This window comes from Pseudomonas sp. LBUM1641 (genome assembly GCF_059716235.1).
Genome location: NZ_CP166815.1, coordinates 4,413,737 through 4,440,413 on the forward strand (window position 1 = coordinate 4,413,737; position 26,677 = coordinate 4,440,413).

The following is a 26,677-nucleotide window of genomic DNA, read 5'->3' on the forward strand; positions in this document are numbered from 1 at the left end:
CTTGTGTAAGCCAGCCGATACAGACCTTACACAACCTTTACCTACCGGCTGTGCTGTTTTTCAGAAATACGCTGTCTTAAAAGTATCCCCGCGACAATCCTTGAGTCTATTGATTGCAGACCACAAGCGCAGGGGCTAACCGAGGAATGACCATGATTCGTAAACTCCCCAAGATCGCCTTGCTTATCGGTGCACTCGCTATAGCAGGACAGGCCTCCGCCCACGGTGGTGGTTGGGGTGCCCCGCTTGCACTGGGAGCGGTAGTCGGTGCAGTGGTAGGCGGCTCGATTGTCGCCAGCCAGCAGCAACCGGTCTATGTGCAACAGCCGGTGTATGTCCAGCCGCAGCCGGTGTATGCCGCTCCGCCGCCGGTCTACTACGCACCGCCACCGCCGGTGTATGTGCAGCAACGGGTTTATTACCGCCCGGCACCGGTCTATTACGGCCCACCGCGTGGCTACTACGGCCCTCCACACGGCTATTACGGGCGCGGCTGGTAAGCATGAACTGATACACACGAACAGGCTCCGCCCTAAAAGCGGGGCCTTTTTTTGGCCTGCTGGTCTGAATAAATCTCGCCAAGGTCGTTATAAGGACAATGGCTGTGGCCAAATCCCACATCATTGATCCAAATAGGCGCTTGCCCGAACGGGGCCTGCGCTGTCATGTTTGTGTCTCAAAAGGCTTCCACTATCAACATTGTCCAGCCAAGAACAACAAGGACGACTGACCATGCCCACGCAAAACCCGCATCGCACCGCCGGCCTCTGCACGTCCAGCAAGGTCTATAGCGTACTGACCGAACTCAAGGCCCTGGAAGGCCATCGCAATGCCAAGTTCCTGTCCCTGCTGGCGGAAAACCTGGTGCGCAAGGGCCTGCTCAGTGAACAGGAAGTGGTGCACATGCTCGACCAGGTTGTCGACTGACTGATCGCTCGATAACAGTGATGTCGACTATCGAGCGGGTTAATTTTCCCTTAAGGCCTGCACACCGTAATGTCACCTCCATCGCTTATTGGAGGTCGTCATGCCCACTATTCAAATCATGTCTGTCATCGGCAGTGCCGTTCCCGCCCCCCTTCGGGAGCTGGGTTTGCTCGCCTGCTGGTACCTGGTACGCGACGGCGAACCTATCAGCGGCCCACTTACCTCGTTGCCAGCCGCCCAGGCCCTGTCGGTCAGGATGGCGGATTGTTTTCATGCCTAAGGCAGTTGCACCCGTGGCTTGGTTTCAACAAACAATGCCCAACTGGACATAAACAACGCAGCAATCAACGGGCCGATGACAAACCCGTTCAGGCCAAAGATCGACAGGCCGCCCAAGGTTGAGATGAGGATCAGGTAATCCGGCATACGGGTGTCCTTGCCCACCAGGATGGGCCTCAGCACATTGTCCACCAGCCCGATCACAAACACCCCGAACAGCCCAAGCACCACGCCCTGCCAGATCGCCCCGCTCAACAGGAAATACACCGCCACCGGCCCCCACACAATCCCCGCGCCCACCGCCGGCAGCAGCGACAGAAACGCCATCAACACCGCCCAGAGCAACGCGCTGGGAATGTCCAGGAACCAGAAGATCAAACCACCCAACGCGCCTTGCGTGACCGCCACCAGCACGTTGCCTTTTACCGTGGCCCGCACCACCCGGTTGAACTTCAGTTGCAGGCGACGTTTTTGCGGTTCGGCCAGCGGCACGGCGGTGCGCACCTTGCGCACCAGCTCGGGACCGTCGCGCAGCAGGAAGAACAGCAAGTACAGCATGATGAAAAAGCTCACCAGGAAATCAAACGTGCCCTGGCCAAAGCTGAACGCCTGGGTCGCAAAAAACTGGCTGCCCTGCATCGCGCTCTTGACGATTTTTTCCCGCAGGCCTTCCAGGTTGCCCATGCCGAAGCGGTCCAGCAGGTGCTGGAAATACGGCGGCAAGAAGTTCTTGAACTGCTCGATATACCCGGCAACGTCGAGCTTGCCGCTCTCGACGTTCTTGTAAAGCGTCGCGCCCTCCTGCACCAGCAAGGCACTGGTGATAATCACCGGCAGAATCGCAATCACAAGACACACCATCAGGGTTGCCAGTGAGGTGAAGTTGCGATTCCAGCCAAATCGTTGCTGGAAGCGCCGTTGCATCGGCGCAAAGATGATCCCCAGGATCACCGCCCAGAACACCGCACCGTAAAACGGCAGCAGGATCCAGATAAACGCGATGGTCACCAAGGCGAGCAGTAACAGCAGGGTTTTGAATTGCAGGTTGGTTTGGTTCATGGCCGATCCATCTCAAAAAACGCAGGACACTCGTGTGCACCTTGATGCTTAGTCCGCTGCAAATCCTGCGAGTGCCCTACTTCTTAGATCTGGATCAATAAACGTCGCGGCGGGCACCGCTACCCTGCCGCCCTTTTGCGACCAGAACCCATGCCCCCCGTTATCGCCCCCGAACTGCTCGCCCCCGCCGGCACCCTGAAAAACATGCGTTATGCCTTCGCCTACGGCGCCGATGCCGTCTACGCCGGGCAACCGCGCTATAGCCTGCGGGTGCGCAATAACGAGTTCGACCACGCCAACCTCGCCCTCGGGATCCAGGAAGCCCAGGCCCAGGGCAAGCGCTTCTACGTGGTGGTCAATATCGCGCCCCACAACGCCAAGCTGAAAACCTTCCTCAAGGACCTCGCCCCGGTGATCGCCATGGGCCCGGATGCGCTGATCATGTCCGACCCTGGCCTGATCATGCTGGTGCGCCGGCACTTCCCGCACATGCCGATCCACCTGTCGGTACAGGCCAATACGGTGAACTGGGCCAGCGTCGAGTTCTGGCAGGCGCAAGGCATCTGCCGGATCATCCTGTCCCGAGAGCTGTCGCTGGAAGAAATCGAAGAGATCCGCCAGCAAGTCCCCGCCATGGAGCTGGAAGTGTTTGTGCACGGCGCGCTGTGCATGGCCTATTCCGGGCGCTGCCTGCTGTCGGGCTACATGAACAAACGCGATGCCAACCAAGGTACCTGCACCAACGCCTGCCGCTGGAAATACCAGGCGACGCCGGCGGTGGAAAACGCCGTCGGCGACATCGTGCAGCAGTACGCACCCGAGCCGACCCTGGGCCTCGGCGCGCCCACCGACCAGGTGTTCCTGTTGCAGGAGGCCAACCGCCCCGACGAGCAGATGCCCGCCTTCGAAGACGAGCACGGCACCTACATCATGAACGCCAAGGACCTGCGGGCGGTGCAGCACGTCGAGCGGCTGACGCGCATGGGCGTGCATTCGCTGAAGATCGAAGGCCGCACCAAATCCCACTTCTACTGCGCCCGCACCACCCAGGTGTATCGCCAGGCCATCGACGACGCAGTGGCCGGGCGCGCCTTTGACCGCGGCTTGATGACCAATCTCGAATCCCTGGCCCAGCGCGGCTACACCGAAGGTTTCCTGCGCCGGCACGTGCACGATGAATACCAGAACTATCAGAACGGCAGCTCGGTGTCTGAACGCCAGCAGTTCGTCGGCGAGCTCACCGGTGAACGGCGCGGCGAGCTGGCCGAGGTCAAGGTGAAGAACCGGTTTGCCGTGGGTAATCACCTGGAACTGATGACCCCGGCGGGGAATTTCCACTTTGACCTGAGCACGCTGCACAACGCCAAGGGCGAGGCTATCGAGGTGGCGCCGGGCGACGGCCATACGGTGTATCTGCCGATCCCGGCGGAGACGGATCTGCGTTTCGGTCTTTTGATGCGCGACGTTTAACTTCGCCAGACACCTCAATGAGTGTGAGACAGCTTTCTGTGGCGAGGGAGCTTGCTCCCTCGCCACAAAAGCGCTTTTTTCCACAAAAACTTCCTCATCACAAAAAGCAGGGCATGCGCGCAATAGGCTCATTAGCACAGTAGAATTGGCGGTTCTGCGTACCGCCACCCTGTCTTGAGCGGTCACACTCTTTTTTACGGAGATCGCCTTGCGTCTGTTTCACACCTCCGACTGGCACCTTGGGCAAAACCTGCACGGCCAGGAACGCGACTTCGAACACGCCTGCTTCCTCGACTGGCTGCTGGGCCAGTTGGGCCTGCACCGCCCGGATGTGCTGCTGATCGCCGGCGATATTTTCGATACGGTCAACCCGCCGCTCAAGGCCCAGGAGCGGCTGTATGACTTCATCATCAGCGCCCACGAGCAAAACCCGGCGCTGACCATCGTGATGATCGCCGGCAACCACGACTCCGGCTCGCGCATCGAACTGCCGGCACCGTTGATGCGCCGCCTGCGCACCCACGCGTTGGGCCGGGTACTGTGGCTGGATGATGGGCAGTTAGACGTCGAACGCCTGCTGATTCCATTGCCCGGTACCGACGGTGAAATCGCCGGCTGGTGCCTGGCCCTGCCCTTCCTGCGCCCGGCCGAAGTGACCGGCGCGCAGTTGGGGGACGATTACCTGCGGGGCATCGGCCAGGTTCATGAGTGGCTCATCGCCGCCGCCAACGCCAAACGCCAACCGGGCCAGGCGCTGGTTGCCATCAGCCATGCGCACATGGCTGGCGGTTCGGTATCGGAAGATTCCGAGCGCAGCCTGATCATCGGCAATGCCGAAGCGCTGCCCGCCAGCCTGTTTGATGCCAGCGTCAGCTACGTGGCCCTCGGCCATTTGCACAAACCCCAGCGGGTGAATGGCGAGGAGCGTATTCGCTACTGTGGCTCGCCGATTCCACTGTCGTTTTCGGAAATCGGCTACCAGCACCAGATCCTTGACGTGCAACTGGACGGCGAAACCCTGGTCAGCGTCGAATCCCGCCTGATCCCGCGCTCGGTCAACCTGCAACGCCTGGAAGCCGCGCCCCTGGCCGACATCCTCAAGCAACTGGCCGACCTGCCCGACATCGACCTGCTGGCCGAAACCCAGCGCCAACCCTGGCTGGAAGTGCGGGTGCGCCTCGACGAGCCGCAACCCGACCTGCGTCAGCAAGTGGAAAACGCCCTGCAAGGCAAGGCCGTGCGCCTGGTGCGCATCGCCGCTGAATACGCAGGCGCGGGCAGCCGCGAAGACAGCCAGGAAGACCGCCTGATCGAGCTCGACCAGCTCACGCCCCAGGAATTGTTCAGCCGCGCCTGGCAGGAAAGCTACGGCAGTGAAGTGGACGAACAGACCCTCAAGGACTTCGCCGTGCTGCTCCAGGAAGTACAACAGGAGGGCGAACAGCCATGAAGATCCTTGCCATTCGCCTGAAAAACCTCGCCTCCCTGGCGGGACCGTTTGAAATCGACTTTACCGCCGAGCCCCTGGCCAGTGCCGGGCTGTTCGCGATTACCGGGCCCACGGGTGCCGGTAAAAGTACCTTGCTTGATGCGTTATGCCTGGCGCTGTTTGGCGCGGTGCCGCGCCTGGGCGATACCGGCCAGGCGAAGATGCCGGATGCCGACACCGACATTTCCATCGGCGACCCACGCACCCTGATTCGCCGGGGCACGGGCGGCGGTTATGCCGAAGTGGACTTTGTCGGCGTCAGTGGCCGTCGCTACCGCGCCCGTTGGGAAGCCAACCGCGCCCGGGACAAGGCCAGCGGCAAGCTGCAAGCCAGCCGCCAAAGCCTGATCGACCTCGACAGCGAGCAACTGCTGGCCAGCCAGAAAACCGAATACAAGACCCAGCTGGAACTGGCCCTGGGCTTGAACTTCGAGCAGTTCACCCGCGCCGTGTTGCTGGCGCAAAGCGAGTTCAGTGCGTTCCTCAAGGCCAACGACAACGAGCGCAGCGAACTGCTGGAAAAGCTCACCGACACCGCGCTCTACACCCAACTCGGCCGCCGCGCCTTCGATAAGGCCAAGGACGCCCGGGACGCCCACAAACACCTGCAAGACCAGGCCACCGGCGTCACCCCGCTGGCCCCTGAAGCCCGCGCCGAGCTGGACGCACAGCTGGCTGCCGCCCAGCAGCAGCTCAAGACCCAGCAAGCGCAGCTCAAGCAGCTTGAGCTGCAGCACACCTGGCTCAAGGAACTGCGGGAATGGCAGGAGCGCCAACAAGGCGCGGTCGAGCAACTGCAACAGGCCCAGCAACATTGGGAAAGCCAGGGCCCGCAACGCCTGGACCTCAGCCGCCTGGAACAACTGGCGCCGCAACGTCATCACTTCGCCCGCCAGGCTGAACTGACCACACAGTTGCAGCCCCTCGCTGCGCAGATCCAGCAGCACCTTGAGCAACAAACCGCGCTGCACACCCGCCAGACCCAACTGCAACAGCAGCAGGCCGACGTGCACGCCGCTCTCGCCCAGGCCCTGAAACAACAGGCCGATGCGGTCCCCCTGCTACGTCAGGCTTTCGAGGAACAAACCACCCTCGCCCACTTGACCCGTGAGCTGGCCAAGCGCAGCGAAGAAAAACAGCTGGGCGAAGCCGCCTGTGTGGAAGGTCAGGCCACGTTGACCGGGTTGCTCGACAAACAAAAACTCGTTGCCGAACGCCTGCACCGGCTGGCCGCAGAGCTTGAACGCAGTGCCGCACTCGCCCCCTTGAGCGATGCATGGAGCGCCTACCGCGACCGCTTGCAACAGCTGATGCTGATCGGCAATCGCCTCAATAAAGGCCAGGCCGAACTGCCGCAACTGGAAGAACGCGCCACCCGCCTCGGCGAAAAGTGGACCGCGCAACGCGAAGCGCTGGACCTGCTGTACCACGAAGCCGGCGCCGAACCCCATGCGGTGGCCGAACAGATCCAGTTGCTGGGCAGCCTGCTTCAGGACAACCGCAAGCAACATCGAGCGTTTGAAGATTTGGCGCGGCTGTGGGACAGCCATCAGCAACTGGATAGCCAGAGCCAGGCCCTGACGCAAAAGCAAACCCTCGCACAGCAACAACGTGAACTGTTGAACCAGAGCGGCCTGCAAGCCAAGGCCGAGCTGACCGTCGCCGAGCAGACCCTGACCGTCACCAAGCAATTGCTGGAACGTCAGCGTTTGGCCCGCAGTGCCAGTGTCGAGGAATTGCGCGGCCAGCTTCAGGATGACCAACCATGCCCGGTCTGCGGCAGTGTCGAGCACCCGTATCACCAACCCGAAGCGATGCTGCAAAGCCTGACCCGCCACGACGAAAGCGAAGAGGCCAACGCGCAGCAAGCCGTGGATGTACTCAAGGAAAAACTCACTGAGTTGCGCGGCGAAGTGGGCGGCCTGATCGCCCAGCAAAAGGAGTTCCTGCAACAGCAGGAGCAACTCGCCACCCAGTTGCAGGCCTTGGTACCGAGCCTTGAAGCCCACCCGCTGTCCGCCTCGCTGTTCAACCAGGACGTGGCCAAGCGCGACGCATGGCTCGCCCAGCAACTGAGCCAGCTCAGCCAAAGCCTCGCCCAGGATGAACAACGCCAAGGCGCCCTGCTCAACCTGCAACAGAATGCCGGCCGTATGCAGCAACAACTGCACGCCGCCCAGGACGCCAGCCAACAGGCACGCCAATTGCTGATCGACCAGCAGCGGGAACTGTCCAACGACCGCGAACGCCTGGACGAAGAACTCAACGCCTTCGCCAGCCTGTTACCCGCCGAGACCCTCGACGGCCTGCGCAGCGAGCCGGCGGCAACCTTCATGCTGCTCGACCAGCAGGTCAGCCAGCGCCTGGAGCAGCTGGATAACCAAAAAGAAGAACTGGCGGAGCAGCTACAGCGCCAGCAAGCCATCGAGAAAGAACAGGACCGCCAGCAGCATCGTCAGCAGCAGTTGGAGACCTTGCAAAAACAGCTCGCCGAACAAAGCGCCCTGCAACACGCCGCCAAGGAAAAACTCGCCGGCCTGCTGGGCGAAAACCCCAGCGCCGAACACTGGCAACAGCAACTGGACCTGGCCGTCGACCAGGCGCGGCAGCATGAGAACGAGGCCAACCAACAGCTGCAGGACACCCGCAACCAGCTGATCCAACTGGCCGCCGACCTCAAGTCGCTGCAAGAACGCCAACAATCTCTGGACACCGAGCACCAGGCACTCACCACGCGCCTGAGTGACTGGCGTGCCTTGCACCCGGAACTCGATGACGAAGGCCTGGCGCGCCTGGTGGCCTTCGATGAACCGCAGGTGGCCGAGCTACGCCAGCAACTGCAACACAGCGAAAAAGCCATCGAGCAGGCCAAGGTGTTGCTGCAAGAGCGCGAACAGCGGCTCAAGGATCACCAGGCGCTGCACAACGGCAACCTCGACGCCGAGCAACTGGACAGCGCCCTGGCCGAACTCAACGCCGCGCTGATCATTGGCGAAAAACACTGCGCCGAACTGCGTGCCCAACAGGCCGACGACCAGCGCCGCCAGGATGCCAACCAGGCCTTGGCGGCCGAGATCGCCAAGGCCTACGAAGAATGGCAACGCTGGGCACGCCTGAATGCGCTGATTGGTTCAGCCACCGGCGATACCTTCCGCAAGATCGCCCAGGCCTACAACCTCGACCTGCTGGTGCACCACGCCAACGTGCAACTGCGCCAACTGGTACGCCGTTACCGCCTCAAACGCGGCGGCAGCATGCTCGGCCTGCTGGTGCTCGACACGGAAATGGGCGACGAACTGCGCTCGGTGCATTCGTTGTCGGGTGGCGAGACGTTCCTCGTCTCGCTGGCCCTGGCCTTGGGCCTGGCGTCGATGGCGTCGAGTACGCTGAAGATTGAGTCGCTGTTTATCGACGAAGGCTTTGGCAGTCTGGACCCCGAGTCGCTGCAACTGGCGATGGACGCCCTCGACGGCTTGCAGGCCCAGGGCCGCAAGGTGGCGGTGATTTCCCATGTGCAGGAAATGCACGAGCGGATTCCGGTGCAGATTCAGGTCAAGCGCCAGGGCAATGGCTTGAGCACCCTGGAGGTCAAGTGAGCGAAGTGGTGTTGTATTCGTTCCGCCGTTGCCCGTATGCGATGCGGGCGCGGATGGCCCTGCGGTATTCGGGGGTGGCGGTGCAGATCATTGAGGTCAGTCTCAAGGCCAAGCCGGCTGAAATGCTGGCGCTGTCACCCAAAGGCACGGTGCCGGTGCTGAGCGTGGATGGCCGGGTGATCGATGAGAGCCTGGCGATCATACGCTGGGCACTGGCGCAGAACGATCCTGAGGGATGGTTGCTTGAGGATGACGAGGCGACGCAGGCGCTGATTGAAGAGAATGATCAGGGCTTCAAACATCAATTGAATCGATACAAGTATGCCGAGCGCTATCCGGAGCAGCCGATGGAGCACTATCGGGCCGAGGGTGAGGTGTTTTTGTCGAAGCTGGAGGGGTTACTGGCGCAGCGCGAGTATTTGCTGGCCGGGCACTTGAGCCTGGCGGATGTGGCACTGGCGCCGTTTGTGCGGCAGTTTGCGCATGTGGATCGGGAGTGGTTTGGACGGGCGCCGTATCCGCGGTTGCAGGACTGGTTGCAGCGGTTTCTGGAATCGCCTTTGTTCATCGCCGTAATGGCAAAACCCTGAGACTGTCACAGGACAAAATGTGGGAGCGGGCTTGCTCGCGAAGGCGGTGTATCAGTCAGCCCATGTATAGACTGACCCGGCGCTTTCGCGAGCAAGCCCGCTCCCACATTTGATCTTCATCAGCTTCAAGATCAGTTCTGGATTTTGTGGTCCAGCGCTGCATAGAAGTTGGCGCTTTGTTGCAGGTATTTCTGGGTGTAGGCGCTGGTGCTGGTTTTTTTGCTGCTGATTTCGACGCTGGCGCTGGCTGGCAACGCTACGGTGGCGGAAACAGCGGAAGCGGCGATGATCGAGAAGAGATTGAAGTTCATGTCGGTAACCCTTGTGTTCGGTTGGCTGGGTGGCCTGTGTTGGCCTTGGAACCAAACTTACGCCCGAGGGGTTAGCCTTAGAAATTCATTGAAACACTAGCCGCTATTAATAGTATTAATACAGCAAGTCAGGCCCCGCACTGCGGGGCCTGTGGCTTATTGTCGCACCAGGAACTTGAGGTCGCTGGGGGCATCAATCGCCAGTTTCTGCACGGTTTTGCCCAAAAGACCGGTCTTGGGGTCGCGCTCGACCACCACAATCTCGTTGCTCTTCTGGTTGGCGATCAGCAGGAACTTGCCGCTGGGGTCCAGGGCGAACTCCCGGGGATGATCACCTTCCACCGAGCGGCGCTGGATCTCTTTCAACTGCGCGGTGGCCGGGTCGATGGCAAACACCAGCATCTGGTTGGCGGTGCCTCGGTTGCTCACGTAGAGGAACTTGCCGTCGCTTGAGGTGTGCAACGCGGCGCCGGCCTTGTCGGACACCGGTTGGCCGTCGGCAAAGTTGACCAGTTGCTTCTGGGTCAGCTTGCCATCGTTGTAGTCAAACACCGCCACTTGTGCGCTCATCTCGGTGGTCAGCCACGCGTGCTTGCCGTCTGCGGTGAACAGCAGGTGCCGCGGGCCGCTGCCCGGTGGCAATTGCACGAACGCAGGATCGGCCGGGGTCAGCGGCAGTTCGTGGTTGGCCTTGGGATCGTAGTGGTAGGCAAAGATCTTGTCCGCCCCCAGGTCCTGAACAAACACGTATTTGCCATCCGGCGAAGACACCACCGAATGCACGTGGTTGGAGGCCTGACGCTCCGGGTTGACCCGGCTGGCCGGGTGCCCGCTCAACTGCACCGGCGGCGACAGCTTGCCTTGGGCATCTACCGGCAACACCGCGAGGCTGCCGCCCGGATCTTCCAGCACCGAATAGTTGGCGACGAACAGGTAGCGCCCGTCACTGGCCAGGCTGGAATGAGTCGGCTCGTTGCCCAGGCTCTGCACCTGGTTGATCAGGGTCAGTTGATGGTTCTTCGGGTCGATGCTGTAGCTGCTGACGCGCCCCACCGGGTCTTTTTGGCCCGGGCCGTTTTCGTTGACCACAAACAGGTGCTTCTGGTCTTTGGACAGGGTCAGCCACGACGGGTTGGCCGTCTTGGCGGCGAGCACCGGCTGGCCGCTGAACTGCCCGGTACGGCTGTCGAACTGCAGGCGATAGATGCCTTCGCTGGTGCCGGCGGTGTAGCTGCCGACGAGCAATTCATAGGTATCCACCGGCGCGGCCTGGACCGACATCGCGCCTACACTGCCGGCCATCAGCAGGGGCCAGAATTTACGCATCATCATCCGCTTCATCCTCGTCATTATTGTTGCCGGTGACGCCGCTCATGCAGACCAGGCGGTGTTCGCCCGAGTCACCGGTAAGGGTCCAGCTTTGCAAGGTTTGATCAAAGGTCGCCGCCTTGACCTGCTCCAGGCTGAATCTCCAGTGCTTCTTGTCACGACCGTCCATGCAGATGATCAACAACTTCTGGTCATCCAGGCTGAAATCGAAAGTGTGCAGGCCATCGATTTCAACCATCTGGCAGTCTTCAAAAGCATTGAGCAAGGTAGCGGTGTCAGCAGTCATAACCATCAATCATCAAGAGGAAAGACCCCATGATAGGTCAAATCGTTGCATCGACCTAAGCCCGCGCAATGCAAAACGCCGTGGCACAGGCCACGGCGTTTTGGCGAACAGCGATGAATCAGTGAGCGAACAACGAATTGCCCTTCTGCCCCGCCAGCTTCTCGGGCTTGATCAGGAAGCGTGCCAGCGCCGGCAGCAGCCACAGCGCGCCGAACATGTTCCACAGCAGCATGAAGGTCAGCATCAGGCCCATGTCAGCCTGGAACTTGATCGCCGAGAAGATCCACGTCGCCACGCCGATCGCCAGGCACAAGCCGGTGAACAACACCGCTTTACCGGTGGATTTGAGCGTCTGGTAATAGGCTTCCTGCAACGGCAAACCGGCGCGCAGGAAACTCTCCAGGCGACTGTAGATGTAGATGCCGTAGTCCACGCCAATCCCCACGCCCAGCGCCACCACCGGCAAGGTCGCGACCTTGACGCCGATGCCCATGAACGCCATCAGCGCATTGCCCAGCACCGAGGTCAGCACCAGTGGGAGCACGATGCACAGGGTCGCCGCCCAGGAGCGGAAGGTGATCATGCACATGGTGGCCACGCACAGGTACACCAGGATCAGGATGGTCAGCTCGGATTCCTTGATCACCTCGTTGGTGGCGGCTTCGATCCCGGCGTTACCGGCGGCGAGGATGAATTCCAGGCCCGCCTTGTTGTTCTCCTTGGCGAAGTCCTGCACCGCATGCACCGCGCGGTCGAGGGTTTCGGCCTTGTGGTCGTTGAGGAACACCAGCACCGGCGCCAGGGAGCAATTGTTGTTGTACAGGCCATCGGCACGGGCGATGGAGTTGTTCAGCACATCCGGGTTACGCGACAGGGTTTCCCATTTCAGGTTGCCCTCGTTCATGCCCTTGATCATCTGCTTGGACACGGTCACCAACGAGATGGCCGACTGCACGCCTTCGGTGTTCTGCATCTTGCACATCAACTGGTCGATGGGCGCCATGGCTTCATAACGCGAGCAGCCTTCCGGCGGCGTCTTGACCATCACCACCAGCACGTCGGAGCTGGTGGAGTAGTTGCTGATGATGAAGTTGTTGTCCTTGTTGTAGCGCGAATCCGGGCGCAGCTCCGGCGCGCCCTGGTCGAGGTCGCCGATCTTCAGGTTCTGGCTGTACCAGAGGCCGCCACCGAAGGCGACCAATGCCAACGCAATCGATACCGGCGCGACTTTGGGGCTGGCGAATTTCGACAGCAGGCGCCAGAACGGGTGTTCGCGGTGTGCGTCTTTCTTGCTGCGCTCGATGGCGCGTTTGCTGATGCCGACGTAGGAGATCGCGACCGGCAGCAGGATCAGGTTGGTGAACACGATCACCGCCACACCGACCGAGGCGCCGATGGCCAGTTCACGGATCACGCCGATGTCGATGATCAGCAGGGTGATAAAGCCGACCGCATCGGCGAGGATCGCGATCATTCCCGGCAGGAACAACTGGCGGAACGTACGCCGGGCGGCGGTCAGGGCGTTGTCGGCATCACTGGATTGCAGGGCGATGCCGTTGATCTTCTGTACGCCGTGGGAAATACCGATGGCGAAGATCAGGAACGGCACCAGCATCGAGTACGGATCCAGCCCGAAACCCAGGGCATGCATCAATCCAAGTTGCCAGATAACCGCCACCAACGTGGTGCTCAACACCGCGACGGTACTGCGCAGGCAGTTGGTGAACCACAGCAGCAGCACCAGGGTGATGACGAAGGCGATACCGAAGAACATCACCACCATCACCAGGCCGTCGATCAGGTCGCCGACCTTCTTGGCAAACCCGACGATGTGGATTTTGACGTTGGGGTTCTGTGCTTCGAACTTGTCGCGGATCTTGTCTTCGAGTTCATGGGAGAACTTGCGATAGTCCAGGGCCAGCAGCTTGCCCTGGTCTTGTGGGTCCGGGTAGGACTCCAGCAGCGGAATGTCGACGATGCTCGACTTGAAATCGTTGGCCACCAACCGCCCGACTTGCCCGGACTTGAGCACGTTGTTGCGCAACTGATCGAGGCTTTCCGGCGAGCCGTTGTAGCTCTGGGGGATCACTTCACCGCCGGCAAAGCCCTCTTCCGTGACTTCGGTCCAGCGTACACTTGGGCTCCACAGGGACTTGAGCCCGGAGCGGTCGACGCCGGAGATGTAGAACACCTCGTCGTTGATCTGGCGCAGGGTCTCCATGTACTCCTTCGTGAAGATGTCGCCGTCCTTGGCCTCCACCGAGATGCGCACCGTGTTGCCCAGGTTCGCCAGGTCGTTGCGGTGCTCCATCATCTTCTCGATGAAGGGGTGCTTGAGCGGGATCATTTTTTCGAAGCTGGTGGACGGGCGAATCAACGTCGCCTGCCAGAACAGGAAAATACTCACCAGCAGGCAGATCGTGATCACTGCCGGGCGGTTATTGAAAATCAGGCGCTCGAGAAACGTGGCCTTGTCGTTGTGATGACTGCTCATGGTGTCCCCGCCTTCTTATTGTTTTGTCGGCTCGGCGCCAGTTGGACCCGCCACGCGAACGCCGCCCTGCCCCACCAGAATCAAGTTGCCGTTGCCCGCCGCCGTGACCGCCGACAACGAAATGCGGTCCGGGCGATTGAATACGCTGAAGGTCAGGCCGTCATCGTGGCTGACCACCACGCTGCCGCCGTTGCCCACCACTACGATCGAGCCGTCGTCCAGCAGGGTCGCGCCCGACAAGCCGAACTCCAGCGCGCCACGGGTGGCGTTCAGCTCCACCGGCTCCCAGGTGCTGCCAAAATCCGTGGAGCGAAACAGGTTGCCGCGCAGGCCGTAGGCCAACAGGGTTTGCGCCTGGGCCGTGCCGATCACGCCGAACAGCGAGCCCTCGTAGGGGCCTTCGAGTTTTTCCCAGGTTTGCCCCTCGTCATGGGAGCGGAACATGCTGCCCTGCTCACCGACGATAAACAGCCCGGCGTCTTTCACCTGGGCGATGGCGTTGAGGTGGAACTGGTCTTCGTTGTCGAGGCGGTCGCTGACGTCGTCCCAAGCCTTGCCGCCGTCGGTGGTTTCGATCAGCGCACCGTACGCGCCCACGGCAAAGCCATTGCTGGCGTCCTTGAACCACACGTCGAGCAGCGGCGCTTCGCGCTTGAGGTCCTGGAATTGTTGAGTCCAGCTCAGGCCGCCGTCGGTGGTGGCGAGGATCTGTGCGTCATGGCCCACCGCCCAACCGTGTTTGTCATCGGCGAAAAACACCGCGGTCAGCAGTTGCCGGGTGGGGACTTTGGCTTGGCTCCAGGTCGCGCCCTGGTCGTCGGAATAGAGGATGTGCCCGCGATCACCGACCGCGACCAGGCGTTTGCCTGCGTGCACCACGTCGATCATCAGGCTTTTGGCAGCCTTGGGGGAATCAATGGCAAACACCGCTGCGGCGGTGGTTTCAGTGGCGGCGTGGGCCGATGTCGACAACGCGACAACCCCCAGCAACGAGAGCGCTGTGGCCAGCAATGCGACCCTGCGCGTGGCCTTCGGGCGGAAAAACACCACACCCATGACAGGCTCACTCATAGACCTTTCTCCCATTTATTATTGTTAGGTCGTCTTGCCTTTCAGAGCCCTGAAACCTGCAACCTAGAGCGCCTTGGGCAAGCTGGGCCATCCTAGCGGGCTTTGGAATCGTCTGACAATCGGCGCTACGTTATGTTTTGTTAACTGGAGGGGCTTTGAGCCACTGCTGAATGTAGCACTATCAGCAGCGGTGATCGTGGCGAGGGAGCTTGCTCCCGCTGGAGTGCGCAGCGCTCCTACGCTTTTTGGGGCCGCTACGCAGCCCAGCGGGAGCAAGTTCCCTCGCCACGGGATGAATGGAGAGCCTTGAAATGAATTTTTATTCTATGTATTGAGTTTTGGGAATATTTATTCCATAAATAGCCTTCTCAAAACAATAATTCGAAGGAACCCGGCTATGCGCGAACTCGGAATCGGCCTGATTGGCACAGGCTTTATGGGGCGTGCCCACGCTCTGGCATTCAATAACGCGCGGGCGGTGTTTGAGCTGCCGGTGAAGCTCACACTGGCCGCCCTGGCCGATGCCGATACCGAACGCGCGACACGCTGCGCCGCGGACTGGGGGTTTGCCCAGGCCCATGGCGACTGGCTGCAGTTGATCGACGATCCCAAGGTCGATGTCGTCGCCATCACTACCCCTAACCATTTGCACTACCCGATGGCCATGGCTGCGCTGGCGGCGGGCAAGGCGGTGTATTGCGAGAAGCCGCTGGCGGTGAGCCTGGAACAGGCGGCAGCCATGCGTGATGCGGCGAGCAAGGCCGGGGTAGTGACGCGGGTCGGCTACAACTATCAGCACAACCCGATGATTGGCCTGGCCCGGCAGTTGATCGCCAGTGGTGAATTGGGAGAGATCATCAGTTTCCAGGGGGAATTCAGCGAGGATTTCATGGCGGATGCATCGTCGCCGTGGTCGTGGCGCTGTGAGGTGGGGCATGCCGGCGGTGCGTTGGCGGATTTGGGCAGTCACTTGCTGTCGATGGCGCGGTACCTGGTGGGGGATGTGCTGAGTGTGTGTGCCGATACGCAAACGGTGCATGGGCAACGGCCTGCTACTGCCGGAAGTGACACGCTGCGGGAGATTGCGGTGGACGATCAGGTGCATGCGTTGCTGCGGTTTGCCAATGGTGCGCGGGGGACGGTGAGCAGTAGTTGGCTGAAGCATGGGTATAAGAATCACCTGAGCTTTGAGATCAGTGGCACGCGGGGCACGTTGTTGTTTGATCAGGAACGGTTGAATGAGTTGCAGCTGTTTCGGGTTGGGCAGGATGGGTTTCAGCGGTTGCTGGCGGGGCCTTCGCTGCCCGGATATGCCGCGTTCAGCCCGGCACCGGGGCATCAGTTGGGGTACAACGAGTTGAAGACGCTGGAGGTGCATGAGTTGGTGATGGCGTTGGCTGGGAACGGTAGCGATGGGACGGATTTTGCAGCGGCTTGGGAGGTTGAGCGGTTGGCTACGGCGATTCGGGTGGCGGCCAAGGAGGAGCGGTGGGTCAGGACTGAGGAGGTCTGAATTTGTAGAGGATTAAGTGTGGAGAGGGAGCTTGCTCCCGCTGGGGCGCGAAGCGGCCCCAAAAAATGGGCCTGCTGCGCAGTCCAACGGGAGCAAGCTCCCTCGCCACAGGTTATGTGTAAGCCATCAGGTTCGGGGGCGACGCATGAGGCGGTACGCCGCCGGGATAACGAAGAGGGAGAGCAAGGGTGCCGTGAGCATGCCGCCAATCATTGGCGCGGCAATTCGGCTCATGACTTCGCTGCCGGTGCCGCCGCCCAACAGGATCGGCAGCAAGCCGGCGATGATTACGGCGACGGTCATCGCCTTGGGGCGCACGCGCAATACGGCGCCTTCGGTGATGGCTTCCAGCAGGGCCTGGTCCCCTCCTCCTTGGCGTTCAGCCCAGGCGTTTTTCAGGTACAGCAGCATGATCACGCCGAACTCGGCCGACACCCCCGCCAATGCAATAAACCCGACGCCGGTCGCCACCGACAGGTTGAAGCCCAGCCAGTACAGCAACCAGACCCCACCGGTCAGTGCGAACGGCAACGTGGCCAGGATCAGCAGCGCCTCATCCACCCGGCGGAACGTCAGGTACAGCAGCACGAAGATGATCAGCAAGGTCGCCGGCACTACCAGCTTCAAGCGTTCATTGGCCCGCTCCAGGAACTCGAACTGCCCCGAGTAGCTGAGGCTCATGCCCGGTTGCAACTGCACCTGCTGGTTGATCGCCGCACGCAAGTCCTTCACCACCGACGCCAAGTCGCGATCGCGCACGTCGATGTACACCCAGCCGGAAGGCCGGGCGTTTTCGCTCTTGAGCATCGGCGGGCCTTCGGTGACCTTGATGTTGGCCACGGCGCCCAAGGTGATCTGGCTGCCCGACGGCGTATAAATCGGCAGGTTGCTTAACGCCGCCACCGAATCGCGCCATTCTTTCGGGTAGCGCAGGTTGATGGGGAAACGCGCGAGGCCTTCGACCGTCTCGCCGATGTTTTCACCGCCAATCGCCCCGGAGACGATGGACTGCACATCGCTGATGTTCAGGCCATAACGCGCGGCTGCCGGGCGATTGATATCCACGTCGATGTAGCGCCCGCCCGTCAGGCGTTCGGCCAGGGCGGAGCTCACGCCGGGCACCGTCTTGGCGACCTTTTCCACGGCCTGGGTTACCGCGTCGATTTCCATCAGGCTAGTGCCCGCGACCTTGACGCCGATCGGGCTTTTGACCCCCGTAGCGAGCATGTCGATGCGGTTGCGGATCGGCGGAATCCAGATGTTGGTCAGCCCCGGCACCTGCACCACGCGGTCGAGTTCCTTCACCAGTTTTTCCGGGGTCATGCCGGGGCGCCATTGATCTCGCGGCTTGAACTCAATGGTGGTTTCGAACATTTCCAGCGGCGCCGGGTCGGTGGCCGTTTCTGCGCGGCCGGCCTTGCCGAACACATGGGCGACTTCCGGCACGCTCTTGATCAAGCGGTCGGTACGCTGCAGCAACGCGCCTGCGGTTTGCGTCGACAATCCCGGCAGCGCCGAAGGCATGTACAGCAAGTCGCCTTCATCCAGCGGCGGCAGGAATTCACCGCCCAGGTGCGACATCGGCCACAGCGCACTCGCGACCATCAGCAGCGCCACCAGCAGGGTCATGCGCGGCCAGCGCAATACGGCTTCGAGGGCCGGTTGATAGAGTTTGATCAGGCCGCGATTCAGCGGGTTGCGCTGCTCGTCGGGAATGCGCCCGCGAATCCAGTACCCCATCAGCACCGGGATCAAGGTCACCGACAACCCTGCCGCTGCGGCCATGGCGTAGGTCTTCGTGTAGGCCAGCGGGCCGAACAACCGGCCTTCCTGGGCTTGCAGGGTGAACACCGGGATAAACGACAAGGTGATGATCAGCAGGCAGAAAAACAGCGCCGGCCCCACCTCCACCGCCGCATCAGTGATGACCTTCCAATGCTCCTCGCCCTTCAATTCGCGATTCGGATGTGCGTGGTGCCAGGCCTCGATTTTCTTGTGGGCATTCTCGATCATCACCACCGCGCCATCGACCATCGCGCCGATGGCAATCGCAATCCCGCCCAAGGACATGATGTTGGCGTTGATCCCCTGGAAGCGCATGACGATAAAGGCAATCAGCACCCCTACCGGCAACGAGATGATCGCCACCAGGGACGAGCGCAGGTGCCACAGGAAAATCCCGCACACCAGCGCCACCACCAGAAACTCTTCCAGCAGTTTATGGCTGAGGTTGTCCACGGCGCGGTCGATGAGTTTGCTGCGATCGTAGGTGGTGACGATTTCAACACCGGGTGGCAGGCTGGTTTTCAGTTGTTCCAGCCTGGTCTTGACCGCCGCGATGGCCTCGCGGGCGTTCTTGCCGCTGCGCAGGATCACCACGCCGCCCACGGCTTCGCCTTCGCCATCCAGCTCGCTGATGCCTCGGCGCATGTCCGGGCCCAATTGAATCGTCGCTACATCGCCGAGGGTCACTGGCACGTTGTTGGTGTCGAGCCGCAGGGGAATGGCGCGGAAATCTTCCAGGGTTTTCAGGTAGCCGGAGGCGCGCACCATGTAATCCGACTCGCCCATGTTCAACACCGAGCCGCCGGTTTCCTGATTGGCCTTGCCGATGGCTTCCACCACTTGCGCCTGGGTGATACCGCGACTGGCCAGGGCCAGGGGATCGATCTGTACCTGATACTGCTTGACCTGGCCGCCGATGGTCGCCACTTCGGCGACGTTGGGCAGGGTCTTGAGTTCGAACTTGAGGAACCAGTCCTGCAAAGAGCGCAACTGCGCCAGGTCATGTTTGCCGGTGCGGTCCACCAGCGCGTACTGATAGATCCAGCCAACACCGGTGGCATCCGGGCCCAGCGCCGGCTTGGCAGATGCCGGCAAGCGCGCCTGCAACTGGCTCAGGTATTCCAGCACCCGCGAACGTGCCCAATACAGGTCGGTGCCTTCGTCGAACAGCACGTAGACGTAGCTGTCGCCGAAGAACGAAAAGCCGCGCACGGTCTTCGCCCCCGGCACCGAGAGCATGGTGGTGGTCATCGGGTAAGTGACCTGATTCTCGACAATTTGCGGCGCCTGGCCCGGGTATGGCGTGCGGATGATCACCTGCACATCCGAAAGGTCCGGCAGCGCGTCCACCGGAGTGTTCTGGATCGACCACAGGCCCCACGCGGTCACGAATAACGTCGCCAGCAACACCAAAAAGCGGTTGGCCACCGACCAGCGAATCAACAGGGCGATCATGGCCGGGCTCCCGGTTGCATGCTCATGCCGTCCATGGCCCCTTTATTTGAAAAACTGTCGGACGCCTGAGTGGTAATCCCCTTCAAACTTGCTTCAGAGTCCAGCAGAAATTGACCCGAGGCGACTACCTGCTGGCCTTCCTGCAGGCCTGAAACGATGACGGTCTGGTCCTGGTTTTCTGCGCCCACCTGGACTTCCACCGGGCGATAACGTCCGCCCTCCCCGGCCACCATCACCAGCGCGCGTTTGCCGGTACGAATCAACGTCTCGCTCGGCAGCAACAGCACCGATTGCCCGGTCGATTGGGCCAGTCGTGCCTGGGCGGTCATGCCGGGGCGCAACCTGCCGTCAGGGTTGGGCAGTTCGACTCGCAACTGCACGGTGCGGCTGTCCATGGCGGTGGCTGGCAGGATTGCGGCGACGGTGCCTTTGAATACCTGGCCCGGTAGCCCGACAAAACGGCTCTCGACGGTTTGCCCGACCACCAATGCGCCGCCCTGGGCTTCAGGCACAGCGACTTGCAGCCACACAGTGCCCAGGCCGTTAACTCGCGCGAGGGTTTGTCCGGCCGCAACGGTCATGCCCTCGCGAACGTCCAGGGTTTGCAACGCGCCGCCTAACGGGGTGGTCATGGTCATCACCGATTGCACCCGGCCGCTGCGCTCCATCTGCGTGATCAACCCGGCAGGCATTCCAGTCAAGCGCAGGCGCTGGCGGGCGGCAGTCAACAACCCTGGATCGCTATGTCGCAGAGCAAGAAACTCTTCCTGGGCGGCGGCCCATTCGGGCACCAGAATGTCAGCCAGGGGCGCCTGAGCCTTGAGCACATCACCCGGCGCACGGGCGTAAACCCGCTCTACATATCCAGCAGCGCGAGCCTGCACCACTGCCACATCGCGGTCGTTGAAGGTCAGGATCCCCGACAGATCAAGACTCGACGCCAGCACGCCGCGACTGACACTCGCCAGGCGTACGCCGATGTTCTGGGTCAGGCTCGAATCGATTTGAATCGACGCACTCTCTTCGGCACCACCGGCGTAACGCGGCACCAACTGCATGTCCATGAAAGGCGACTTGCCCGGCTTGTCGAATTTCTGCTGCGGGTACATCGGGTCGTACCAGTACAGCGCCTTTTTCTCGTCCGGCGCCTGCATCGCCCCGGCCATGGCCGGTTGTGCCGCGCGCATCTGCGCCAGCCAATAGCCGCCACCCAGACCCAGCAGCAGGACGCCGCCCAACAGGGCCATATTCACGATTCGGTTATTCATTGGCGGGTTCCCCGTAAGCGAAATACAGCTGGGCGCCGGTCAGGGCGCGCTGCTCAATGGCATCAATCTGTTTGAAGCGTGCCTCGACCAGCTCACGGCGGGCGCTGACCACGTTCATCAGGTCGCCCTTGCCCGCGCGATACCCCGCCAGGCTCAGGGACACCTTCTCCTCGGCCAGCGGCACCAGGCTGTCCTGGCTGCGCTGCACGGCGCGGTCCAGGCGTTGATAGTTGGCCAGGTCGTCTTCGAGTTCCTGGGTGTGTTCACGGGTCTTGGCTTCGCGCTCGGCGTCCAGTTGGTCGAGTTCGGCCTGTTTGGCGGCGATACCGGGGTTCTGCCGGCGACCGGGGAAGATCGGCAAATCGAAGGTGAATTGCAGGCTGACCATGTCGCCGTATTCGCGTCCTCGGTGTTGGTAGTCCACTTCCCAACTCCAGTCCGAGGTCTTTTGCGCCTTGGCCTCGTTCAGCCGGGCTTCGGCCTCGCGGGTGCGCGGTACAAAGGCTTGCAGAACCGGATGCTGATGCAGGTTGTGGGTGAGGCCCGTGGTGTCGATTTTCCAGTTCGGCAACTGCCCGCTGGGGGCTTCACTGGCAGCCGGGCCGATCCAGCGCTTGAGCGCCGCGCGGGCCTGGGCGCGTTGCTGGATCAGCTCATCTTCGCGTTCGGCCAAGTCAGCCGCTTCCTGCTTCGGGATCACTGCGTCGGAGAGCTGCCCGCGACCACCGGCCAGTTGCGCACGCACGGTGTCTTGCAGCAGGCGATTCTGCTGATAGAAGTCCTTGAACAATGCCTCTTTGCGTCCCACCGAATAGGCGCGAATCCACGCCTGGGCGGTGGCCTGCCGTACGTTCAAGCGTTCGATCCGGCCCTCGGCGGCAGCCGTGTCCACGGTGGCCGAGGCCAACTCAACCCGTGCCTTACGCTTGTCGCGGCTGGGCACTTGTTGCTGGATACCGATCATTTGCTCGGTCATGTCATCGCCATACAGCGTCCCGCGATTGGGCCCGCCGACGGGGAAGTTTTGCAGGCCTACTACCAGTTTCGGGTCCGGCAGTTCACCGGCCGGAATCGCCGCCTCAGTGGCAGCCTGCAATTTGGAGGATTCAGCCGTCAGCGACGGCGCGTTGTTTTGCGCCAGGCGCAAGGCATCATCCAGGGTCAGCGCAGACGCCAGCGTCGGCCACGCCAGCACGCCCACCACCAGGGCACGCACGCATAGGAAATTCATCTTGAAGTGTCCTGTTCTGTTGCGCTGCGCACCGCTTTACGCGGCCCACAGCAAGGCCATCCCGGGTCAGGGACGAGTCTTCAGGTGCAACAGGATTCAGGTACGGGGCGGACGCCAGACGCCGGACGGCGTGCGGTCGGGAATAAAGTCAGAAGAGACGCTGACCAGCAGCGCATTGGAAACAGTCGCCGGCGCTTTAAGCACCGGCATCGACAATTGCAGCATGCCGCCAGTCTTGCATTCCTGGCCGGGTTTACAGCTTTTGCTGTGGTCGGCGGGAGTGGCGCCGTCCTGACAACAGTCCGGGGCCATGTCGCTCATCATCTGCATATCGGACATCTGCATCGGGCACGGCTCGGTACTCGACGGCACGCCCGCCATCCCGGTCAGGGGAAGCGCAAGACTCAACAGCAGGACCAGGAAAAAACGCAGATAGCGGCTCATGGGACGGGAGCTTAGCCAAATGGTGGTTAAGCAACAATTAACAAACAACAAAAAGCCGCACCTGCTGGAGCAGGCGCGGCTTGATTCAAACGGACAGCAGGATCAGTGCATGAAGATCGCGATCAGGATGATGACCGGGATAGGCACACCGAGGAAAAACAACAGTAATGAGCGCATGACGTTCTCCTTGAATTAACGAACGGGAGTGGTGTGGGGAGTGGTTTCCAGGTACACCACGGCATCCCGGCGACGACCGCCAAAGGTTGCAGCGAGGCTGGCAAAAAACGCACCGATCAACAGCGCCACGAAGGTCCACAGCGATGTGTAGGCCGCCACTTTCGCAGCCGTGTCGGCAGCCTGCTTGGCTTTCAACTTGGCGTCATCCAGCGCTTTTTGAGCCTGGCCGTAGACTTGGTCTACACGCGCCTCGGCATCAGCCTGGCTGAGGTTGGTACGCTGGCTGATCAACTGCGCGAGGTACGCACGGTCTTCAGGCGCCAGTTGGCCGTTGTTGCTCACGGTGCGAGCGAAGATGCGAGCGACCACACCGTGCACCGCGTCATCGCTGACGGCTGCCGGGCGATCATCACGGAACAGGCTGTCGACGTAGTAGCCGAAGTCTTCACCCTTGGTGGCAGCACCCGCTGCCTGGCTCATGCCGCTGGCGGCACCCGAGACCACACTGGCACCGGCCTTTACACCACCGCTGACCACACTGCTGACCGAACCGACGATCAACACCGCCGTCACCAGTGTCGCCACGGCCCAGGCCAGGAAGCCATGGGCGGTGTCGCGGAAGTACACCTCATCGCCGTGCATATTGGCCCATTTCACCCGCAGGCGACCGGCGATGTAACCGCCCATCCCCGACGCGATGATTTGCGTAGCCGCCAGCCAGACAATGGTGGAAATGCCAAGCCCTTTGGCGCTGATGCCACTGTCGGCCCACGGCGAAACCGCCGAAAAGCCCAGGCCGAAGCCCAGCAGTACCAGGATCAAGGACAACGCAGCCGCGGCAGCGGCCCCGGCAAAGATCGCGCCCCAGGAAACCCCGGAGAGCGAGCTCGATTCTTGCAGCGTGGATGAGGATGTGATCATTGTTGTTTTGCTCCAGGCATGAAAAATAGTGTTACAAGTCTCAAAAGGGACAGTGCAGGCGACGTGCCAGATGTCTCAAAATTAAAAGCCTATATATTTCAAATACTTAAGTAATTTGAACTAATTTGAACCATGCAACTTGCAAGAAATGCCCTGGAGCGGCGGGCGTTATGCATTCCTCGTAGGAAATAACCCATGCTCGCGCCATGGGAAGCAAAAAATCCTACACACACAGCGTTCGTTCAGATTCACCGGGGTAAGGTGAATTGTGTCGTTTGTGCCTACATAAATTTTTATTTAGGAAGCGGGCTATCATTTCTTGGCAAAATGCCCGTACTTCAGTGTGAATCGCTCACCAGGTAATCCTTATGACCCGCATTTTGACCATCGAGGACGACGCCGTAACGGCCCGGGAGATCGTTGCCGAGCTGAGTAGCCATGGACTGGACGTAGACTGGGTAGACAACGGCCGCGAAGGCCTGGTGCGTGCCGTCAGCGGTGATTACGACCTGATCACCCTCGACCGCATGCTCCCGGAACTGGATGGCCTGGCCATCGTCACCACCTTGCGCACCATCGGCGTATCCACACCGATCCTGATGATCAGCGCCCTCTCCGACGTGGATGAACGGGTACGCGGCCTGCGCGCCGGTGGTGATGACTACCTGACCAAACCGTTCGCCTCCGACGAAATGGCCGCCCGCGTCGAAGTGCTGCTGCGGCGCAAAAGCACGGTCAAGGAGTTCGAAACCGCACTGCGCGTGGCAGATCTGGAATTGAACCTGATCAGCCGCGAAGCCAGCCGCGCCGAACAGCCTCTGAGCCTGTTGCCGACGGAATACAAACTGCTGGAATTCCTGATGCGCAACACCGGGCAAATCTTGTCGCGGATGATGATCTTCGAGGAAGTCTGGGGTTATCACTTCGACCCGGGCACCAACCTGATCGATGTGCACATCGGTCGCCTGCGCAAAAAAATCGACCCGCCGGGCCTCACGCCGCTGATCCGCACGGTACGAGGTTCCGGGTATGTCATTGCTGAACCCCTCTAAAGGCTGGCGCTCCTCCAGCAGCCGACTGCTGGCGCTCTACAGTTCGTTGTTCGTGGCCTGGAGCTGCATTCTGATGGGCGTGCTGTACTACGAGGTCTCTGGTTACCTGGGCGACCTCTCGCGCCACTCGCTGATGCAGCGCCAGCATTTGTTCCAGCGGTTTGACGGCGAAGAACTGGTGGAAGCCCTGACCACCAGCATGACCTTCGACATGAAGGGCGTTGACGCATACGGGCTGTTCGATAACCAGTTCAACCCCATCAGCGGCCCGATCCGTGTGATACCGCCCGACCTGCCGATGGACGGGCACATCCATGCCCTGGCCAACTGCATCAATTCCGATGACCCGAAACTGCCCCGCGACAGCTGCGACGCCGTGGCCACCCACACCGAGGATGGCCGCTGGCTGATTTTGGTTCGCGCCAACGGCTCGCTGTTCGGTGTGACCCGCATCATCCTGCACGCCCTGCTGTGGGGGATTACTCTGACGATCATTCCTGGCGCGGCTGGCTGGCACCTGCTGCGACGGCGTCCGTTGCGGCGGATTCGCGGAATCCAGGCCAGCGCCGAAGCCATCGTGGCCGGCGACCTGACCCACCGCTTGCCGTTGTCTGACCGACGCGACGAACTGGACATGCTGGCGGCCATCGTCAACGCGATGCTCGACCGCATCGAGAAGCTGATGAACGAGGTCAAGGGCGTGTGCGACAACATCGCCCACGACCTGCGCACCCCGCTGACCCGCCTGCGGGCGCAGCTGTACCGGATCCAGCAGCAGGCCGATGAAGACGCGCCCCACGCCCTGCAACTGGACGCGGCCATCGCCGAGACCGACACCTTGATGGCGCGCTTTCGCGGCCTGTTGCGGATTTCCGAACTGGAAGACCACCAACGTCGCTCAGGCTTCCTGGTACTCGACCCCCTGCCCTTGCTGCAGGAACTCCACGACTTCTACCTGCCTTTGGCGGAGGAAGGCGAGATGGAACTGCTGCTGCAAGTGCCGGCCTCATTACCGTGGATCACCGGCGACCGCGCATTGCTGTTCGAAGCCCTGGCCAACCTGCTGAGCAACTCGATCAAATTCACCCCACCGGGCGGCGAAGTGATCCTGCGAGGCGTCAACGATGCCGGCAGTACCCGCATCGAAGTGCTCGACTCCGGCCCCGGAATTCCAGCAGCGGAACGCGCGGCAGTGTTCCAGCGTTTCTATCGGGTGGACGAAGGGAATCAGCAGCAAAGCGGGTTTGGGTTGGGGCTGTCGATTGTGGCCGCGATCATCAACCTGCACGGGTTCAAACTGGAAGTGGGCAGCAGCGAAAGTGGCGGCGCGAAGCTGACCCTCGAATGCCGCCAACAGCTAATGCCCGAGGCCTGAAGGACACCACAAAACCAATGTGGGAGCGGGCTTGCTCGCGAATGCGGAGTGTCAGTCAACCCATCTGGCACTGATCCACCGCATTCGCGAGCAAGCCCGCTCCCACATTTGATCTTCACTCAGCCAGGGAAATTGCCCCGCAACGCTTCCAGCCCACCGCTGTAAACACCGCTGAACAACTCCTCCACCGCCGCATCCGTCACACCCGCCACCGGGGTAAACACACCCGACCAGGTCACCTTCGCAGAGCTGTCATCCAGCGCCTCAACCTTCAACGTCGCCAGATACTCACTCACCGGAAACGGCGACTCACTGATGGAGTAGCTGTAAGTACGTGCCGCGTTATCAAAGCGTTGCAGACGCTCCACCACCACACCACCATCAGCCGTTTGCAGATGGCGCACACGGCCGCCGTCACTCGGCTCGCTCTTGACGATAAAGGGCAGCCAGTCCGGCAGCGAATTGAAGCCGCCGACCAATTGCCAAACCTGTTCGGCCGAAACCGGGATTTCAATAACAGCAGATGCTTTTGCCACGATTCACACTCCAAACCAT

General features: G+C 61.3%; 23 protein-coding genes and 1 pseudogene. 12 read left to right on the forward strand and 12 right to left on the reverse strand.

What is annotated here, in order from left to right:
- Positions 1 to 146 precede the first annotated feature (146 nt).
- The 3 genes from ACA046_RS20340 (at position 147) to ACA046_RS20350 (ending at position 1,207) form a co-directional block, all read left to right on the forward strand.
- Positions 147 to 500, forward strand: a complete 354-nt coding sequence (locus tag ACA046_RS20340; protein ID WP_017475503.1) for a hypothetical protein — start codon at positions 147 to 149, stop codon at positions 498 to 500.
- A 232-nt stretch (positions 501 to 732) separates the two neighbouring features.
- Positions 733 to 927, forward strand: a complete 195-nt coding sequence (locus ACA046_RS20345) for a hypothetical protein (protein ID WP_010172323.1) — start codon at positions 733 to 735, stop codon at positions 925 to 927.
- 100 nt (positions 928 to 1,027) lie between these two features.
- Entirely contained in the window at positions 1,028 to 1,207 is a 180-nt protein-coding gene (locus ACA046_RS20350; protein ID WP_167663298.1) for a hypothetical protein, read from the forward strand.
- Here ACA046_RS20350 and ACA046_RS20355 read toward each other — a convergent pair.
- Entirely contained in the window at positions 1,204 to 2,265 is a 1,062-nt protein-coding gene (locus ACA046_RS20355; RefSeq protein ID WP_459021953.1) for an AI-2E family transporter, read from the reverse strand. The genes ACA046_RS20350 and ACA046_RS20355 overlap by 4 nt on opposite strands.
- Positions 2,266 to 2,415: 150 nt before the next feature.
- Between ACA046_RS20355 and trhP the strand changes: the two genes are divergently transcribed.
- From trhP to ACA046_RS20375, 4 genes are all read left to right on the forward strand, one after another.
- Positions 2,416 to 3,735 (forward strand): prephenate-dependent tRNA uridine(34) hydroxylase TrhP, encoded by a 1,320-nt coding sequence (gene trhP / locus ACA046_RS20360; protein WP_459021955.1) that lies wholly within the window; start codon positions 2,416 to 2,418, stop codon positions 3,733 to 3,735.
- Positions 3,736 to 3,943: 208 nt separating this feature from the next.
- Complete coding sequence (locus ACA046_RS20365; protein WP_459021957.1) at positions 3,944 to 5,185, forward strand: exonuclease SbcCD subunit D C-terminal domain-containing protein; 1,242 nt, start codon at positions 3,944 to 3,946, stop codon at positions 5,183 to 5,185.
- Positions 5,182 to 8,820, forward strand: coding sequence for an AAA family ATPase (locus ACA046_RS20370; protein WP_497674843.1), 3,639 nt, complete (start codon positions 5,182 to 5,184; stop codon positions 8,818 to 8,820). The genes ACA046_RS20365 and ACA046_RS20370 overlap by 4 nt, the downstream gene beginning before the upstream one ends.
- Entirely contained in the window at positions 8,817 to 9,410 is a 594-nt protein-coding gene (locus tag ACA046_RS20375) for a glutathione S-transferase (protein WP_497674844.1), read from the forward strand. Before ACA046_RS20370 ends, ACA046_RS20375 begins: the two co-directional genes overlap by 4 nt.
- Before the next feature lie 131 nt (positions 9,411 to 9,541).
- Here ACA046_RS20375 and ACA046_RS20380 read toward each other — a convergent pair whose 3' ends face one another.
- The 5 genes from ACA046_RS20380 to ACA046_RS20400 all read right to left on the reverse strand — a co-directional run bounded on the left by ACA046_RS20380 (position 9,542) and on the right by ACA046_RS20400 (position 14,886).
- Positions 9,542 to 9,721, reverse strand: coding sequence for a hypothetical protein (locus tag ACA046_RS20380; RefSeq protein WP_003211212.1), 180 nt, complete (start codon positions 9,719 to 9,721; stop codon positions 9,542 to 9,544).
- A gap of 156 nt (positions 9,722 to 9,877) precedes the next feature.
- Positions 9,878 to 11,053, reverse strand: a complete 1,176-nt coding sequence (locus ACA046_RS20385) for a lactonase family protein (RefSeq protein ID WP_076016860.1) — start codon at positions 11,051 to 11,053, stop codon at positions 9,878 to 9,880.
- Positions 11,040 to 11,336 (reverse strand): DUF5629 family protein, encoded by a 297-nt coding sequence (locus ACA046_RS20390; protein ID WP_076016859.1) that lies wholly within the window; start codon positions 11,334 to 11,336, stop codon positions 11,040 to 11,042. The genes ACA046_RS20385 and ACA046_RS20390 overlap by 14 nt, the downstream gene beginning before the upstream one ends.
- 118 nt (positions 11,337 to 11,454) lie before the next feature.
- Positions 11,455 to 13,830, reverse strand: a complete 2,376-nt coding sequence (locus tag ACA046_RS20395) for an efflux RND transporter permease subunit (RefSeq protein ID WP_497674845.1) — start codon at positions 13,828 to 13,830, stop codon at positions 11,455 to 11,457.
- A gap of 15 nt (positions 13,831 to 13,845) precedes the next feature.
- Positions 13,846 to 14,886, reverse strand: a complete 1,041-nt coding sequence (locus ACA046_RS20400; RefSeq protein ID WP_459029347.1) for a WD40/YVTN/BNR-like repeat-containing protein — start codon at positions 14,884 to 14,886, stop codon at positions 13,846 to 13,848.
- Positions 14,887 to 15,298: 412 nt separating this feature from the next.
- Here ACA046_RS20400 and ACA046_RS20405 point away from each other — a divergent pair, with 412 nt between their 5' ends.
- Entirely contained in the window at positions 15,299 to 16,414 is a 1,116-nt protein-coding gene (locus ACA046_RS20405) for a Gfo/Idh/MocA family protein (protein WP_497674846.1), read from the forward strand.
- Positions 16,415 to 16,430: 16 nt separating this feature from the next.
- Positions 16,431 to 16,526: pseudogene (locus ACA046_RS20410) on the forward strand (N-acetyltransferase); the annotation flags it as partial.
- A 14-nt stretch (positions 16,527 to 16,540) separates the two neighbouring features.
- Here the strand turns inward: ACA046_RS20410 and ACA046_RS20415 are convergent.
- The 4 genes from ACA046_RS20415 to ACA046_RS20430 all read right to left on the reverse strand — a co-directional run bounded on the left by ACA046_RS20415 (position 16,541) and on the right by ACA046_RS20430 (position 22,597).
- The gene (locus tag ACA046_RS20415; RefSeq protein ID WP_497674847.1) at positions 16,541 to 19,654 is read right to left on the reverse strand and encodes an efflux RND transporter permease subunit; all 3,114 of its coding nucleotides are present in this window, start codon (positions 19,652 to 19,654) and stop codon (positions 16,541 to 16,543) included.
- Positions 19,651 to 20,922 (reverse strand): efflux RND transporter periplasmic adaptor subunit, encoded by a 1,272-nt coding sequence (locus ACA046_RS20420; protein WP_497674848.1) that lies wholly within the window; start codon positions 20,920 to 20,922, stop codon positions 19,651 to 19,653. The genes ACA046_RS20415 and ACA046_RS20420 overlap by 4 nt, the downstream gene beginning before the upstream one ends.
- The gene (locus ACA046_RS20425; RefSeq protein ID WP_497674849.1) at positions 20,915 to 22,153 is read right to left on the reverse strand and encodes a TolC family protein; all 1,239 of its coding nucleotides are present in this window, start codon (positions 22,151 to 22,153) and stop codon (positions 20,915 to 20,917) included. Before ACA046_RS20425 ends, ACA046_RS20420 begins: the two co-directional genes overlap by 8 nt.
- Before the next feature lie 96 nt (positions 22,154 to 22,249).
- Complete coding sequence (locus ACA046_RS20430) at positions 22,250 to 22,597, reverse strand: hypothetical protein (protein ID WP_459021974.1); 348 nt, start codon at positions 22,595 to 22,597, stop codon at positions 22,250 to 22,252.
- 19 nt (positions 22,598 to 22,616) lie between these two features.
- Between ACA046_RS20430 and ACA046_RS20435 the strand changes: the two genes are divergently transcribed.
- A complete protein-coding gene (locus ACA046_RS20435) occupies positions 22,617 to 22,793 on the forward strand; it encodes a hypothetical protein (protein WP_459021976.1) in 177 nt (58 codons plus the stop codon).
- Here the strand turns inward: ACA046_RS20435 and ACA046_RS20440 are convergent.
- Positions 22,790 to 23,695 carry a hypothetical protein gene (locus ACA046_RS20440; RefSeq protein ID WP_459021978.1) on the reverse strand — a complete coding sequence of 302 codons (906 nt, stop codon included), beginning with the start codon at positions 23,693 to 23,695 and terminating at the stop codon, positions 22,790 to 22,792. The two genes, ACA046_RS20435 and ACA046_RS20440, sit on opposite strands and share 4 nt — an antisense overlap.
- 368 nt (positions 23,696 to 24,063) lie before the next feature.
- On the opposite strand from ACA046_RS20440, the gene ACA046_RS20445 reads away from it, so the two are divergent.
- Positions 24,064 to 24,747: a response regulator transcription factor gene (locus ACA046_RS20445; RefSeq protein ID WP_003219726.1), complete on the forward strand. Its 684-nt coding sequence runs from the start codon at positions 24,064 to 24,066 to the stop codon at positions 24,745 to 24,747.
- On the forward strand, positions 24,725 to 26,122 hold the full coding sequence (locus tag ACA046_RS20450) for a sensor histidine kinase (RefSeq protein ID WP_497674850.1): 1,398 nt from the start codon (positions 24,725 to 24,727) through the stop codon (positions 26,120 to 26,122). The genes ACA046_RS20445 and ACA046_RS20450 overlap by 23 nt, the downstream gene beginning before the upstream one ends.
- A 119-nt stretch (positions 26,123 to 26,241) precedes the next feature.
- Here ACA046_RS20450 and ACA046_RS20455 read toward each other — a convergent pair whose 3' ends face one another.
- Entirely contained in the window at positions 26,242 to 26,658 is a 417-nt protein-coding gene (locus ACA046_RS20455) for an SRPBCC family protein (RefSeq protein ID WP_459021981.1), read from the reverse strand.
- Positions 26,659 to 26,677: the final 19 nt, after the last annotated feature.

Coding starts and splice junctions, on each gene's coding strand:
- ACA046_RS20340 (WP_017475503.1), top strand. CDS start 147: ATGACCATGATTCGTAAACTCCCCAAGATCGCCTTGCTTATCGGTGCA.
- ACA046_RS20345 (WP_010172323.1), top strand. CDS start 733: ATGCCCACGCAAAACCCGCATCGCACCGCCGGCCTCTGCACGTCCAGC.
- ACA046_RS20350 (WP_167663298.1), top strand. CDS start 1,028: ATGCCCACTATTCAAATCATGTCTGTCATCGGCAGTGCCGTTCCCGCC.
- ACA046_RS20355 (WP_459021953.1), bottom strand. CDS start 2,265: ATGAACCAAACCAACCTGCAATTCAAAACCCTGCTGTTACTGCTCGCC.
- trhP (WP_459021955.1), top strand. CDS start 2,416: ATGCCCCCCGTTATCGCCCCCGAACTGCTCGCCCCCGCCGGCACCCTG.
- ACA046_RS20370 (WP_497674843.1), top strand. CDS start 5,182: ATGAAGATCCTTGCCATTCGCCTGAAAAACCTCGCCTCCCTGGCGGGA.
- ACA046_RS20380 (WP_003211212.1), bottom strand. CDS start 9,721: ATGAACTTCAATCTCTTCTCGATCATCGCCGCTTCCGCTGTTTCCGCC.
- ACA046_RS20385 (WP_076016860.1), bottom strand. CDS start 11,053: ATGATGATGCGTAAATTCTGGCCCCTGCTGATGGCCGGCAGTGTAGGC.
- ACA046_RS20390 (WP_076016859.1), bottom strand. CDS start 11,336: ATGACTGCTGACACCGCTACCTTGCTCAATGCTTTTGAAGACTGCCAG.
- ACA046_RS20395 (WP_497674845.1), bottom strand. CDS start 13,830: ATGAGCAGTCATCACAACGACAAGGCCACGTTTCTCGAGCGCCTGATT.
- ACA046_RS20400 (WP_459029347.1), bottom strand. CDS start 14,886: ATGGGTGTGGTGTTTTTCCGCCCGAAGGCCACGCGCAGGGTCGCATTG.
- ACA046_RS20405 (WP_497674846.1), top strand. CDS start 15,299: ATGCGCGAACTCGGAATCGGCCTGATTGGCACAGGCTTTATGGGGCGT.
- ACA046_RS20415 (WP_497674847.1), bottom strand. CDS start 19,654: ATGATCGCCCTGTTGATTCGCTGGTCGGTGGCCAACCGCTTTTTGGTG.
- ACA046_RS20420 (WP_497674848.1), bottom strand. CDS start 20,922: ATGAATAACCGAATCGTGAATATGGCCCTGTTGGGCGGCGTCCTGCTG.
- ACA046_RS20425 (WP_497674849.1), bottom strand. CDS start 22,153: ATGAATTTCCTATGCGTGCGTGCCCTGGTGGTGGGCGTGCTGGCGTGG.
- ACA046_RS20430 (WP_459021974.1), bottom strand. CDS start 22,597: ATGAGCCGCTATCTGCGTTTTTTCCTGGTCCTGCTGTTGAGTCTTGCG.
- ACA046_RS20435 (WP_459021976.1), top strand. CDS start 22,617: ATGGTGGTTAAGCAACAATTAACAAACAACAAAAAGCCGCACCTGCTG.
- ACA046_RS20440 (WP_459021978.1), bottom strand. CDS start 23,695: ATGATCACATCCTCATCCACGCTGCAAGAATCGAGCTCGCTCTCCGGG.
- ACA046_RS20445 (WP_003219726.1), top strand. CDS start 24,064: ATGACCCGCATTTTGACCATCGAGGACGACGCCGTAACGGCCCGGGAG.
- ACA046_RS20450 (WP_497674850.1), top strand. CDS start 24,725: ATGTCATTGCTGAACCCCTCTAAAGGCTGGCGCTCCTCCAGCAGCCGA.